Source organism: Thalassotalea hakodatensis, assembly GCF_030295995.1.
Taxonomy (GTDB): domain Bacteria; phylum Pseudomonadota; class Gammaproteobacteria; order Enterobacterales; family Alteromonadaceae; genus Thalassotalea_C; species Thalassotalea_C hakodatensis.
The window spans coordinates 1,660,480-1,674,683 of record NZ_AP027365.1 but is presented as its reverse complement, the minus strand read 5'-3'; the positions used below and the strand labels follow the sequence as shown (position 1 = coordinate 1,674,683).

The 14,204-nt window shown below is 38.1% G+C and carries 10 protein-coding genes; 6 read left to right on the top strand and 4 right to left on the bottom strand.

Going from position 1 to position 14,204, the window contains the following annotated elements:
• Positions 1-6: 6 nt before the first annotated feature.
• Positions 7-1,710, top strand: coding sequence for a GMC oxidoreductase (locus QUE72_RS07335; RefSeq protein ID WP_286272457.1), 1,704 nt, complete (start codon positions 7-9; stop codon positions 1,708-1,710).
• Between the two features lies 1 nt (position 1,711).
• Positions 1,712-2,287 (top strand): gluconate 2-dehydrogenase subunit 3 family protein, encoded by a 576-nt coding sequence (locus QUE72_RS07330; RefSeq protein WP_074498574.1) that lies wholly within the window; start codon positions 1,712-1,714, stop codon positions 2,285-2,287.
• A gap of 65 nt (positions 2,288-2,352) precedes the next feature.
• Here QUE72_RS07330 and QUE72_RS07325 read toward each other — a convergent pair whose 3' ends face one another.
• Positions 2,353-3,699 carry a sugar MFS transporter gene (locus QUE72_RS07325; protein ID WP_074498575.1) on the bottom strand — a complete coding sequence of 449 codons (1,347 nt, stop codon included), beginning with the start codon at positions 3,697-3,699 and terminating at the stop codon, positions 2,353-2,355.
• A gap of 220 nt (positions 3,700-3,919) precedes the next feature.
• Here QUE72_RS07325 and agaR point away from each other — a divergent pair, with 220 nt between their 5' ends.
• The 4 genes from agaR (at position 3,920) to QUE72_RS07305 (ending at position 10,811) form a co-directional block, all read left to right on the top strand.
• Positions 3,920-4,690, top strand: coding sequence for a transcriptional repressor AgaR (agaR, locus tag QUE72_RS07320; RefSeq protein ID WP_286272454.1), 771 nt, complete (start codon positions 3,920-3,922; stop codon positions 4,688-4,690).
• A gap of 261 nt (positions 4,691-4,951) precedes the next feature.
• A complete protein-coding gene (locus QUE72_RS07315) occupies positions 4,952-8,107 on the top strand; it encodes a glycoside hydrolase family 2 TIM barrel-domain containing protein (RefSeq protein WP_286272453.1) in 3,156 nt (1,051 codons plus the stop codon).
• A gap of 191 nt (positions 8,108-8,298) precedes the next feature.
• Positions 8,299-10,326, top strand: a complete 2,028-nt coding sequence (locus QUE72_RS07310; RefSeq protein WP_286272451.1) for a CapA family protein — start codon at positions 8,299-8,301, stop codon at positions 10,324-10,326.
• A 38-nt stretch (positions 10,327-10,364) separates the two neighbouring features.
• Complete coding sequence (locus QUE72_RS07305) at positions 10,365-10,811, top strand: arginine repressor (RefSeq protein WP_286272449.1); 447 nt, start codon at positions 10,365-10,367, stop codon at positions 10,809-10,811.
• A 114-nt stretch (positions 10,812-10,925) separates the two neighbouring features.
• On the opposite strand, the gene dgcA is transcribed toward QUE72_RS07305, so the two are convergent.
• The 3 genes from dgcA to QUE72_RS07290 all read right to left on the bottom strand — a co-directional run bounded on the left by dgcA (position 10,926) and on the right by QUE72_RS07290 (position 14,185).
• Complete coding sequence (gene dgcA / locus QUE72_RS07300; protein WP_286272447.1) at positions 10,926-11,936, bottom strand: N-acetyl-D-Glu racemase DgcA; 1,011 nt, start codon at positions 11,934-11,936, stop codon at positions 10,926-10,928.
• 11 nt (positions 11,937-11,947) lie between these two features.
• The gene (gene dgcN / locus QUE72_RS07295) at positions 11,948-12,961 is read right to left on the bottom strand and encodes an N-acetyltransferase DgcN (protein WP_074498579.1); all 1,014 of its coding nucleotides are present in this window, start codon (positions 12,959-12,961) and stop codon (positions 11,948-11,950) included.
• 339 nt (positions 12,962-13,300) lie between these two features.
• Complete coding sequence (locus QUE72_RS07290; protein ID WP_286272444.1) at positions 13,301-14,185, bottom strand: LysR family transcriptional regulator; 885 nt, start codon at positions 14,183-14,185, stop codon at positions 13,301-13,303.
• Between the last annotated feature and the right edge of the window lie 19 nt (positions 14,186-14,204).

Sequence of the window (14,204 nt, the reverse complement as noted above, 5' to 3'; positions counted from 1 at the left end):
TACACAATGGTAGACTTACTGAATACTAAATTTGACGCGATCGTAATTGGTAGCGGTATTACAGGTGGTTGGGCAGCTAAAGAGCTTTGCGAGCAAGGGTTAAAAGTGCTCGTACTCGAACGCGGCAGAATGGTAGAACATCCAATAGACTACCCTACTGCCCACTTAGCTTCTTGGCAACTGCCCTTTGGTAATCTACCCGACCAACATTCATTCACACAACAAGCTAAGCAATCTCGTAGTGGCTTTGCGACCAATCAAGATATCAAGCATTGGTTCGTGAACGATATTCAGCACCCTTATCAAGAAAACAAACGCTTTGATTGGCTCAGAGGCTACCATGTTGGCGGTCGTTCATTAACATGGGGACGACAGTGCTTACGGTTAAGTGATCTAGACTTTAATGCCAATGCTATTGATAATCATGGGGTTGATTGGCCAATAAGATATAACGATCTAGCCCCATGGTACGATAAAGTTGAACAATTCATTGGTGTGATGGGAGAACCGTTAAATCTTAGCCAACTACCTGATGGTAAGTTTTTACCAGCCATGCCATTAAACAGTGTTGAAAAAGATTTAAGAGCATCTATTAGCAAGCACTATCAAGATCGACATTTAACTATAGGTAGAGTTGCACATCTAACAGGTAATAAAAACTTCGAAGGTAGAAGCCAATGTACCTATCGAAATAAATGCATGCGTGGCTGCCCAACAGGCAGTTATTTTAGTAGTAATGCTTCAACACTACCTGCGGCGAAAAAAACAGGAAACATGACACTTCGCCCACATTCAATTGTCAGCAAAATCAATTACAATGAGCGAACAAAATTGGCAACGGGTGTTGAAGTAATTGATACTAACAGCCATAAAAAATTCACCATTGCAGCAAATATTATTTTCTGTTGTGCATCGACTGTTGCAACCACATCATTACTGATGCAATCAACTTGCCGAAGATTCCCTCATGGTCTTGGTAATGACAGTGGCCAACTTGGCCATAATTTAATGGATCATCATTTTAGAATAGGTGCAACAGCGACAGTGTCAAAATTTGATCATCTTGTTGATCAAGGAAAGCGACCTGTTGGCTTTCATATTCCAAGATTCAGAAACCTAGTACCATCAAAAAAATCTGACAGAAACTTTATTAGAGGCTATGGCTATCAAGGTTATGCAACACGCTCAGATTGGCGTAGAGGCATCAAAGAAATGTCATTTGGAGCCGACTTTAAAGAGCAACTGTTTAACCCTGGATCATGGCAAGTAGCGTTAATTGGTTTTGGTGAGTGCTTACCACAATATGAAAACAAACTTTCACTAGATTACTCTAAACTTGACCCTTGGGGGCTTCCTACCGTTACCTTTGATTGCCAATACGGTGATAACGAAATAAATATGCGTGAAGATATGAAAACCCAAGCAGTTGACATGTTAAGTACCGCCGGTTACGAAAACGTACAAGCCTACGATGACGGTTCGTTCCCTGGACAAGCAATCCATGAAATGGGAACGGCTAGAATGGGCAAAGACCCAACCACTTCAGTGGTTAATAAACATAATCAACTACACAGCGTCGCCAATGTCTATGTTACTGATGGATCCTTTATGGCTTCTTCTGGCTATCAAAACCCATCTTTGACCTATATGGCATTTACCGCACGAGCTGCTGCTCATGCGGTAAAACAATTTAAACAAGGGTTATTCTAACATGGAAAGACGTCAAGCAATCAAAGCTCTGCTTGCGTCAATCGGCGTAGCAGCTTCTAGTCAAACATTGTTTCGTATTGCACAAGCGAGTCAACAAAATCCCCCTGAAAGCCAGTTATGGTTTCGTGAAGATCAGCTTGAATTAATTAAACAGTTCAGTGAAATAATTTTACCGGAAACATCCAGCCCAGGTGCAACAACGCTTAAATTACACTACTTTGTTGACATAATGGTGAAAGAGACACTTGGCAAACAAAAACAACGTTTGTTTCTCAATGGCTTAACACTTTTCCAAAAAGCACTCCCTACCAACGATACCGAACATAAAACTCCACAGTTGTGCGTTAATTATTTAAGCCATTTTTTTTCGTTACCGCATACACAACTGGAGGAGTATCAAAATTTTGATGCTCTTCCTCTTAAAAAAATACCAGCAAATAAAAAAGCACACTACTATCAATATGCATTTTTAAGCACATTAAAAACGTTGTTAGTTATTGGTTTTTTTACTCATGAAAACGTCGCAAATATATTACGTGACCCAAAAGATTATCCTGTGATGTATCAACCAGGCTAGCCGTTATCAAAACACAAAAAACGCAGCTACGCTGCGTTTTTTGGATCTATTAGCCAATCCAGTAATTACCAGTGGCGTTTTTTATGCCCAATCAATGCGTAATATAAAATAAATAGGTAACAAGGTAACATGATCCAATAAGACATTTGGGAGTTACCACTTTGCTCTGCAAAGGCCCCATAAACTAATGGTAATAATGCACCGCCAGATATCCCCATTATTAACACAGCGGATCCTGTTGCGGTTTGTTTACCTAAGTCTTTAAGTGCCATCGGCCATACTGCAGGCCAAACTAAAGCATTCGCTAAACCTAATAAGGCAACAAACAGTACCGTATTGGGAATTGCAGGAACGTTTGTCCAAGCGAAGAAGAAATCCCATACCCAATGGCTATCTTTTGCTCCCATGATAATAAAGGTTGAGAATATAAGTCCTAATACAGCAGAGACCACCAATGCTTTTTCCTGACTGATCCAGCGAGGTATAACAATAATACCGATGATATACGCAACAACCATGAACGCCATTGTATATGACGTTAACTGGCCAAAGTTAGTAACACCTAACTCTTTACCGTATAAGCCAATAGTATCGCCAGCAATAACCTCAACACCAATGTAAAAAAACAGCGTTAATACCCCTAAAATTAAATGAGGGTATTGTAAAATGCTTTTATCTACCTTGTTAACATCATCAACATTGGTATCGTTTTCACCATCTAAATTAACATCAGGCAGCGGAGAAAAATAAATAAAAACAGCCAATAACGCTAGCATGCCTGCCATGATAAAGTATGGCAAAATCAAACGGCTCGATAATTCTTGCAAAGCTTCAAGTCGACTAGCGGCATCTAAACTTGCTAAATACGTTTCATTAAATTGCGACATATCCGTGAGCACAAAAGCAGTAAAAAATATTGGCGCGATAATACCAGCACCTTTATTAAGTATGCCCATAATACTAATACGAACTGCTGCAGACTCTTGAGGGCCTATTACAACTAAATAGGGATTAGCCGCCGTTTGTAATACCGTTAACCCAGTGCCCAATAAGAATAAAGCGATTAAAAATATCGAATATAGCTTTGTTTGCGCGGCAGGTATAAAGACCAATGCACCAACTGTCATGATAACTAAACCACCAACGATGCCTTTTTTATAACCAATGCTTTTTAAAACCTTAGCTGCAGGCAAAGCCATTACGGTATAAGCAATATAAAAAACCAAGGTAACAAAATAGGCTTCAAAATGATTGAGCTCACAAGTAATTTGCAAAAAAGGGATCAAAGATCCATTTAGCCATGTAACAAAGCCAAACATAAAAAATAACCCGCCGATGATCAACATTGGCATATAGCGTTCAAGAACGCTGCCTTGTTTAATCGAATCAGGGGTTGAGATGTGCGTAGACATTTTTTTTCCTAATAATATTTTTTATTAATTTCCCGCTAATAATTCCACATATGCACCCTCTAATCAACAAATTTTGAAACCTTCAAATATTTTCGAACAAAGTATACTGAGGTTAAACTAGTTGCCTTTTCGTTAAAAATAACGAACAATTGAGGCTTGAAGGAATAAACACTTATTCAATAAAAACGATAATAAAAGCAATAATGAAAGAGATAGTACCATGCTAAGTACCATTGAAAGACGTCAAGAAATTGTATTACTCACTGAAAAGAAGGGAAATGTTTCAGTTAAAGAGCTAGCTGAAAACTTCAATATTTCTACCGTAACCATTCGAAATGATCTTAATGAATTAAATAGATTAGGCTTACTCGTTCGCTCTCGCGGCGGTGCTGTACCTAGCAATCGCTTAACGAAAGAATTATCGATTAAAGAGAAACATACAAAAAACCTCAAAGTAAAGCAGAAAATTGGTGAGGCAGTTGCAAACCTAATTGATGAAGGCGATGCCATTATTCTTGATTCAGGCTCAACAACCGAAGAAGTTGCACATTGCTTAATAGGTAAAAAACAGCTGACAGTAATGACTAACGGATTAAACATTGCTAACCAACTCGCACAAGCAGAAGGTTGTGATGTATTTATTACCGGTGGAAAATTACGAAAAAAATCAATGTCTTTCTACGGTGCACAAGCTGAGGAACGTTTAGAGTATTATAACTTTAATAAAGTTATTTTAGGTGTAGACGGTATTGATATTAATCGCGGTATCAGTACACATTACGAACCAGAAGCCAATTTTAACCGAGCTATGTGCGATAATGCAGAACAAATCATAGTTGTTACCGACTCATCAAAGTTTGGTAAGCGCTCCTTGCATGCTATTGTTAAACTTGATCAAGTCGATATTTTAGTCACTGATAACCAGTTAGCTAAAGAATATATCGACGTACTCGAAAGCCATAATATTGAGCTACATCTGGTTGATGTATAAAACTTTAACAGTATGTATTAATAAAAAGAGTACGTACTGTTCCCCTCTTTCCCCTCTTCTATAATTTAAAAAGCGGCAAAAGATGCCCTATCCTATCTGTTACATTTTAAAAGTAGCTCACACAACATCTGAACGGTACATTATGATTTTAGTTCACGTAAAAAATTAAATTCGAAATCATATGAAAGAAATACAACCTTTCATTAATTTTAAAAGTAAGTTATGTTTATGTGCTAATATTCACGTTTCGTTGCTTATATAATGAGAAAACCTCAACGTATTTACTATAAATTTAAAAACAACAGCTTTTTATCGATATTATTGGCTCCCTTACTGTTAATAATAAGCGGAGAAAACTTTGCTGCTAGCAAGCCTACACCCAGCATCAATGATTGGGAAAACCCACAGGTAGTAGGCATAAACAAATTACCTCCTAGAGCTAATTTTTTTCCATTTGTCGACAAGGTTACAACGGAAAAAGCCCAAGCAGTTAACATTAAGTCGCTAAACGGCACATGGAAATTTTTATTAAGTGCCAATATCGCAAGTGCGCCAACTAATTTTGCACAAACAGATATAAACATTGATGATTGGCAAGATATTACTGTTCCTGGAAATTGGGAATTACAAGGTTTCGATCGCCCCATATACTTAAATCAACCTTATCCTTTTGCTAAGAATCCCCCTTTTATTCAAGAACATGACAATCCTACTGGGCATTATCGAAAAGTATTCCAACTTGATAAAACTTGGTTAAATGAAAAAAAAGTGATTATTCACTTTGGTGCAGTAAAGTCTGCATTTTATCTATGGGTTAATGGCAAAAAAGTGGGATACAGTCAAGGAAGCAAAACTCCCGCAGAATTTGACATCACCACATTTTTACATCAAGGAACAAACACCTTAGCATTGCAAGTATTGCGCTGGAGTGATGGCAGTTACCTAGAAGCTCAAGATTTTTGGCGATTATCAGGGATAGAAAGAGATGTTTACCTGTATTACACCCCAAAAGCACACATTAGCGATTACTTTGTTAACGCTGGATTAGCCAAAGGTTATACAACGGGGACATTTAATTTAACCGTTGATACCATAGATACGAATCCCCAACAGCAGCTAGAAGTCACTCTAAGGTCTGCGCAAGGAAAACGCATTTATCACAAGATAAAAACGATAACATCTATAGATAACAAGGCTACTACAACCTTTAATGCACAGTTTAAACAAATAGCAAAATGGTCTGCTGAAACACCTAACCTTTATCAACTGACAGTCACATTATTAGATAACAATAAAACCACTCAGTTGATCAATCAATCAATTGGGTTTCGCAACACAGAAATTAAAAATGGCCAGTTACTTGTTAATGGACAAGCTATTTTAATTAAAGGTGTTAATCGCCATGAACACGACCCTGATACGGGACATTACGTCTCGAAAGAAAGCATGGAACTCGATATAAAGCTGTTTAAGCAATTTAATATCAATGCTGTTCGCCTAGCGCATTATCCAAATGATCCCTACTGGTACGAACTTTGTGATAAATACGGCATCTATGTGGTTGACGAAGCAAATATTGAATCACATGGTATGTATTATAACTTAGCGAAAGGTGAATCATTAGGGAATAACCCTGATTGGAAAAAAGCCCATTTAGCAAGGATAGCTGCCATGGTTGAACGTGATAAAAATCACCCGTCAATTATCGCATGGTCTTTAGGTAATGAAGCTGGAAACGGCTACAACTTTTATCAAGCTTATGATTGGGTTAGAGCGAGAGATCCCAAACGCCCTATTCAATATGAACGCGCCGTTTTTGAATGGAATACCGATTTATATGTACCGCAGTACCCCACGCCTGAATATATGGAACAATACGCAAAGTCAAACCCTGATCGCAGTATGATCATGAGTGAGTACGCGCATGCTATGGGTAACAGTGCAGGTAATTTTCTCGATTTTTGGCAAGTGATCCGTAAATACCCTAAATTACAAGGAGGGTTTATTTGGGATTGGGTAGACCAAGGCTTAAGAAAAACCACCGAAGATGGCGACAGTATTTTTGCATATGGTGGTGATTTCGGTGTACCGGGCACACCATCAGATGGTAATTTTGTTTTAAATGGTATTGTGTTACCTGACCGAACTCCTGAGCCGTCACTCTACGAAATTAAAAAAGTACATCAAGACATTCAAATAACGGCGATCGATCTTTCAAAAGGAAAAATTAGACTCTTTAATGAATTCTTCTTTAAAGATCTTTCAACCTACAAATTGTCATGGCGCTTGATGCAAAATGGCCGCACACTAGACAGAGGCACGATTAATGATCTCAACATTGCTCCCCAACAAGCAAAAACGTATCGACTCAACTATCGCGCGCCTAAACTAAGTGAACAAGAAGTCTTTTTAGATATTCAAATACTGACAAAATACGATGAGCCGTTGATCGGACAAAACGCTGAAATAGCTAAAGAACAATTCATCGTACACGAAGCTATACCCAGAAAAGCTAAGGGTGGTGATGGCACTCTAACCACTTATAGAACCGTGACAGATACCGAAATACACGGTAAAGATTTTGTGTTCAGGTTCAATCACAAATATGCTGAGCTTTCAGGGATGCGCTATAAAGGTGTAGAACTTATCAAGAAGGCGCCTAGAGCAAACTTCTGGCGAGCGCCTACTGATAATGATTTTGGCGGAAACTGGCAAGATAAATTGCGGGTTTGGCGATATGCCTCTGAACGTCAGAAGAAATCACGTTTTACATTCATTGAAAAAGATAACAAAGTAATCGTTAAAACCGCTTTTACTCTAGAGGATGTTAAGGGAAGCGTAACGATCGATTACACCATCACACCAGATGGTGCTATTAACATTGATTATCAATTAACGTCGTCACTTGAAGATATGCCTAAAATTCCACGCGTTGGCATGAATATGGAGTTATTTGGTCAATTTGAACAGCTCAATTATTTTGGCAAAGGACCGCACGAAAACTACCGTGATCGCCATTATGCTGCACATGTTGATTTATATAAAAGTACCGTTAACGAGCAGTATCACCCCTATGTTCGTCCGCAAGAAAGTGGTTATAAAACACAAGTGAGATGGGCAACTTTAGTTAATAAAAACGGGATCGGAATAGCCATATCTGGCAAACCTCATTTCGGCATGAGTGCTTTGCCATACCGCATTAGCGACCTTGATCCAGGCATGCGCCGAACCCAAATGCATTCAGGTAGTTTAAAGCCAAGATCAATTGTGTCACTTAATGTCGACTACGGACAAATGGGCGTTGGTGGCGTTAATAGTTGGCATACCACTGCTTTAGATAAATACTCACTGACAGAAAAAAGTTATCAGTACAGCGTTACCTTACAAGGCGTAAGCTCAGTCGATGTAAATAAATAGTCTTGTCTTTAACAAGAAAGATGTAGCTAACCATAAAGGTGGTTAGCTACATCGATATTTTCCTTTAAAAACGAGTAAAACAGCCCTCACCAACCATCATACCCTAAAGTTATATCTCACCTATCCAAATGAATAGTTATTACCAATTTATTCGTTATATACTCATAGAGTACGGTACTTTAAGGATAACTATGCAATATATATTACTTTCAATTACTCTCTGGTTTTCTTTCGTCGGGTTTACATCAGCCAACGAAACACTGATTAAAGCAAGTGTTTTAGATGAGCAAAACAATCCAATAAAAAATGCAACAATACACTTCAATGGTAATGAACTTAAAAGCTCTGCTAACGGTTACTTTGAATTTGTTGCACCTAAAAATAAACAAACAACCTTAAAAATATCAAAAAAAAATTACTACGATAGAGTACATACCTTTAACCATACCGAACTACATGACACAAAAGAAAAACGCTTACCATTTGTACTTGTAGCGAAAAAAAACAAGCGAGTTATGTTAGCCTTTGGCGGTGATACAATGATGGCAAGGAGATACTATAAGCCACACTTTGATCATCCCGTCCTCATCAAGGATGAAAGTCAGCTTGAAGATAGCAAAGCAATTCTATCACATGTAAAGCCTTACCTTGAGATAGCAGATTTCTCTATTGTTAATTTAGAAAGCCAAATAGCACATAATGAACCTGAAGAGCGCGCCAAAAAATTCGTTACTTTTTATTCAAAACCAAAAATGCTAGAGGCTTTAAAGTGGGCTGGTATTGATTATGTAACCCTAGGGAACAATCACACGTACGATTACCTCGATGAAGGATTAGATTCTACGTTATTAGCATTAAATAAAGTTAACCTCCCCTTTTCTGGTGCAGGATTCACAGAGGAAGATGCATTAGCTCCTTATCTGACAGAAATAAACCATTCAAATTTTGCAATGTTAGGTTATGTCGGTTGGCAAGGCTCATCTAAAATTAAACAAACCGCAAATGCCAGCCAAGGTGGTGCGGCATTTGGTTCGATGGAAAATATCGTTGATTCGGTAAAAAATGCCGCTAATTTAAACCATTTTCCAATAATACAATACCACGGCAGTTTAGAGTACACATCAGAGCCAACTGGCGTCACTGAACAGCGATTAAAATCAGCGATAGATAATGGTGCGGTATTGGCGATAGCGCATCATCCACATGTAACACAAGGCATTGAATTATATAACAACCGCCTAATTGCTTACTCTATGGGTAATTTTGTATTTGATCAATACTTTAGTTCAACACAACAAAGTTACCTACTGTATGTTTGGTTAGATAATGACAAACTGCATCGAGCAGAAATAGTGCCTCTGTATATCAAGGGTTACAAGCCAACTCCTGCTGTGGGTAATGAACGTAACTCAATATTAAAACGTGTAAGTGCTTTATCAGCTAAAAGAAACACCCTTGTTGAAAATTTTCTAGGTCATGGGGTTATACAACCGCAAAGTAATAATCAAACTAGTGAATCACTCCACTCATTAGATATTTCAAAAGACAGCGTACACGCGTTAACAACAAATTGGCAAAAAACAATTCATCAGGTAAAAACACCAAATGAGCAAATTAAATACCGACTAGGAAGCAATTTGATCAATGGCAGTAGTTTTGACTCTTTTGATTGGTTTTCCACAGAAGATCTCGGTTTTTCTTTTGATAAAGATAATACATCTCTTACCTCGCCCGGCTACAAGAGCCCTCATGCTTTATCGCTCAAGGTAAAAAATCAAACTATGTTTGGAATGAAGTACTTTAGACGCGTATATAAAGCAAGTAATCCTGTAACCTTTAAAACTCATTTAAAAACAAAAGAAAATATTACCGTGAATGTTTATTGGCAAGGTCGCAAATCAAGGCAGAAATTATTTGATGCTTTTGAGAATAGTCCAAAACATCTAATTAGCTCCTTAAAACTGATGTCTAAAGATGAATGGCAGAAAATAGAGGTTGATTTTAATTCGCCCAGAATAGGCTACCGAAGCTATCGTGTACTCATTGAAATAGAAGCCAAAGATTCACAAGTTTTTTTAGATAATTTTTCACTTATTGAATGGCAATCTGCTTTTCAAATAGGCGAAGTACCAAATAACTTTAATAATGAGACACGAATAGCAACTCATATTGGATTTAATCAAACCTCTAATACTCCCGTTGAAATAGCATTCAAATAGTGTCTCATACTCACCTAAATAAAATAGATAACAGCTTAATGAAAACCTTTCGTAAGCTGTTATCAGAGCATCACTATAACTCACAACAATCGTTAATTGATGCCTTAGCTGAACATGGTTTTTGCGATATTTCTCAGGCGAAGGTTTCCCGCATGCTATCTAAAGTAGGCGCGATTAAAGTACGTAATAAAAAGAATGTAATGGTGTATCAACTGCCAAATGAATTGAATACACCTAAAACTAAGCAATCGATAAATTCCATGGTGTTAAAAATCACACACAATCAATTTCACATCGTTGTAAAAACAATTATTGGCGGCGGCAGTGTTATTGCACGTATTCTTGACACTATGGAAGAATCACTTGGTGTGCTTGCCACCATTGCAGATGATAATACCGTATTGGTGATCCCCTCATCTGTAGAGAAAATCGATCAGATCTTGCATAATATTATCGAACAATTAGAGATTAGCGAATATCATTAAAGTTAGAATATCAATAAAAAAAGCCCTGCAAGCAGGGCTATGCAATAGCATGTTTTCTAGGTAAGTCGATTTTCTATCTGTAAGATAAGGGGTAGTTGTCGAGCATTTTTAGTGTCATTTATCCGAGTAACACTGATCTGAAGGCCCTCCCCAGAGTCTATAATCTAATGCGCTCATTTCGCCCTGTGAGAAGCTAAATCCATATTTTCTATCATTAGCCACAAGTAATGGACCATCTAAATCAACAAATTTTGCCTCTTTCGTTAATAAAAACGCTGGCGCCATGGCTAGCGAAGATCCAACCATGCAACCAATCATAATATCAAAGCCCAAGGCCAGTGCTTCATTTTTCAACTGAAATGCTTCAGTTAAACCACCGGTTTTATCAAGTTTAATGTTGATAGCATCGTAACGGCCCTGTAAATAAGATAAATCTTTACGGGTATGACAAGATTCATCAGCACATAAAGCAACAGGAAAATTTAGCCCAATAAGCTCATGGTCATGCCCAACAGGCAAAGGTTGTTCAATTAACACCACATTAAAGCTAGATAATATATCGGCACTGTCAGTTAATTGCTCTATCGTCCAACCTTCATTAGCATCCACGATAAAATGGCTACTAGGTGATGCTTGATGAATTGCACGCATTTTTTCAACAATACCTTCGCCATCTAGTTTCACTTTAATTAACGGCGGATGATCTAGCGTTTTCGCCGCCTTTGCCATATTCTCTGGCGTATCGATACTTAAGGTTTGTGCTGTAACGCAAGCTGGTGTAGGAGCTAACTGTAATAGCAGCTCCACTGTCTTTTGTTTTAGCTTCGCTTTAAGATCCCAGTAAGCGCAATCAACCGCATTTTTTGCGGCTCCTGGTGCCATCGCTAATAGCAGTTCATCTAACGACAAGCCCTGCGATAGTTTTTGCTGTACATAATTAAGCTGATTAATGACAAGCCCAACATCTTCTTGATAACGTTTATAAGGGACAGATTCAGCTCGTCCGGTTTTTCCATCGCAAGATAGGTTAACTTCAATAACATGCGCTTCTGTTTTTGCGCCACGCGCGATACGAAATACTTTCGCTAAAGGGAAAGAAGTTTGTTGGTAAGATAATGTGATCATTCCTTTATTACCTATGCCTGTTGCAAGTGAATTAATGGGTTAACAATTGCATCGGTACCATCTCGTACAGGGTCAACACACGGTAAAGAAAACTCTTCTGAAAGTCTTTTACAATAAGCTTTACCTTCTTCAATGCTAACACTTGAAGTGTTAACAGCAATGCCAACAACTTTTACATTAGGGTTGGTCAACTTTGCTGCCGTTAAGTTTAATTCAATCGTCTCTGCAATACTTGGAAAGTCAGTATGCGGTAAACCACGCATATGTGTTCTATTTAATGCATGGCAAATCACTAAGGCATCAGGTTGTGAGCCGTGTAACAGCCCGATACTAACACCAGCAAAGGCAGGGTGTGATAACGAGCCTTGTCCCTCTATGATATCCCAATGGTCGGCTTGGTTATTTGGCGATAATGTTTCTGTAGCACCAGAAATAAAATCAGAAACGATACAGTCAATAGCCAAACCTTGACCGGCAATAAGAATTCCACATTGACCCGTTGCTCTAAAGTCAACACTTACACCTTGAGATTTCATTGACTTTTCAAGACTCAATGAGGTGTACATTTTACCTACCGAACAATCAGTACCCACAGTGAGCAACCGTTTACCAGTACGTTTCACACCAGAACCTGTTTTAAAGTTAGCTTTTGGATGTCTAATATCAAATAATTGTTGATTATGCTTATTTGCAACAGCAACAAGTTTTGGCACATCTGTAAGTTTATCATGTAACCCACTTACCACGTCCATACCCAATTCAAGCGCTTTAATAATGTACTGATGCCATTTAGGCGCTAACACCCCACCACTGTTTGCAAAACCAAGTACAAAGGTTTTTGCACCTTTAGTAGCTGCTTCTTCTATAGTGGTTTCATTTAATCCTGTTGTTACTGTACAACCATCAACGCTCATTTCCCCAATACAAAGCTCTGGACGCCAATCGGCTGCACCACGAGCCATTTTAATCGAAAGTTCATCGGTAGCATCACCAATAAAAAGCAGATAAGGAGCAATAATTTGCATAATAAAATACCTAAAATACGCTGAAAACATTCAACTTTAATTAATGTTTACAGCTTATAAGTGTCGAAATTAATTTGGAAATACTATGACTTGGCGTAAGTATAGCCTTAGGTTATACCCAAAAACCGACGCAACCTTATTAAGAATAGAGTAGCTAATTTAATAATCATAAAAGAAGTCGTGACAACTTAAGAAGTTTTTTAAAGGTTTAAAATAAAGAAGGTGTATTACAATGCTACGTTTAAGAGAAGGCGGTAATACCATCTCAAACAAAGCAGCCATCTCTCATTATAGGTAAACAGACTGCTTTTAAGTGATGTGCTTATCAGTTTGATAATTTTACCCCGGCTCTAGTTGAGCAGTAAAAAATGGAATAAAGTCGTCAGCAACTCGAGATAAACTACGCCCTTCAAGATGCAGTAAACTCACATTGAATGATAATTGAGGCTCGAACGACGCGTAACCTATTTCATCAGACATATTCCCCATAGCAGTATATTTATCAACGACACAGACTCCAGTACCTTTCGCCACCATTCTTGCTGCGATAAAATAAGTATGTACTTTAATTGTTGACTGTAATGTCACGTTTTCTTCCATTATACGTTTCCACAATAGATCACCTAACGGACCACTATCACTGATATCAATAAACGTATGTTCGGCGAGTTGTGATAACGATAACGCTGATGGGCAATTAGGAAATAGTGTTTTTGGGTACATTACAACAAGCTCTGAACTTGCACATTTCATTGATGTTATGCCCGCTAAACTTGGCGGTGAAAATAACATCGCAAAGTCACACTTATGTTCAAACAGTGCTTTAGTTACTTCATCGTTATGTACGGTCTGTATGGTAAAGTTAACCTTAGGGTGCATGGTCTGAAACTCAGTAATTGCACTGGGCAACACATCAAAACCTAACGCAGGTGTTACCCCAATACTGATGTTACCAAAGTCGGTTTTTTTTATATTTTCAGCCGTATTTCTGATTGAACGCATTTGCTGATAAATCTTATCTACTTCTCCGAATAATAATTCGGCTTCGTTTGTAGGGATCAAACGCCCTTTTACCCGTTCAAATAAATTAAAGCCAAGCTGCATTTCTGCGTGGGATAATACTTTACTCACCGACGGTTGAGATACATGTAAAATTTTAGCGGCATTAGTAATAGAGCCGGTCGTATAAATTGCATGAAAAATTTCAATATGCCTAAGTCTCATAATTCACCTATGTACAAAG

What these genes read in the sequence shown, in the direction of transcription:
- agaR (WP_286272454.1), top strand. Translation starts at nt 3,920, where the DNA reads ATGCTAAGTACCATTGAAAGACGTCAAGAAATTGTATTACTCACTGAA.
- QUE72_RS07315 (WP_286272453.1), top strand. Translation starts at nt 4,952, where the DNA reads ATGAGAAAACCTCAACGTATTTACTATAAATTTAAAAACAACAGCTTT.
- QUE72_RS07330 (WP_074498574.1), top strand. Translation starts at nt 1,712, where the DNA reads ATGGAAAGACGTCAAGCAATCAAAGCTCTGCTTGCGTCAATCGGCGTA.
- dgcN (WP_074498579.1), bottom strand. Translation starts at nt 12,961, where the DNA reads ATGCAAATTATTGCTCCTTATCTGCTTTTTATTGGTGATGCTACCGAT.
- QUE72_RS07325 (WP_074498575.1), bottom strand. Translation starts at nt 3,699, where the DNA reads ATGTCTACGCACATCTCAACCCCTGATTCGATTAAACAAGGCAGCGTT.
- QUE72_RS07335 (WP_286272457.1), top strand. Translation starts at nt 7, where the DNA reads ATGGTAGACTTACTGAATACTAAATTTGACGCGATCGTAATTGGTAGC.
- QUE72_RS07305 (WP_286272449.1), top strand. Translation starts at nt 10,365, where the DNA reads ATGAAAACCTTTCGTAAGCTGTTATCAGAGCATCACTATAACTCACAA.
- QUE72_RS07290 (WP_286272444.1), bottom strand. Translation starts at nt 14,185, where the DNA reads ATGAGACTTAGGCATATTGAAATTTTTCATGCAATTTATACGACCGGC.
- QUE72_RS07310 (WP_286272451.1), top strand. Translation starts at nt 8,299, where the DNA reads ATGCAATATATATTACTTTCAATTACTCTCTGGTTTTCTTTCGTCGGG.
- dgcA (WP_286272447.1), bottom strand. Translation starts at nt 11,936, where the DNA reads ATGATCACATTATCTTACCAACAAACTTCTTTCCCTTTAGCGAAAGTA.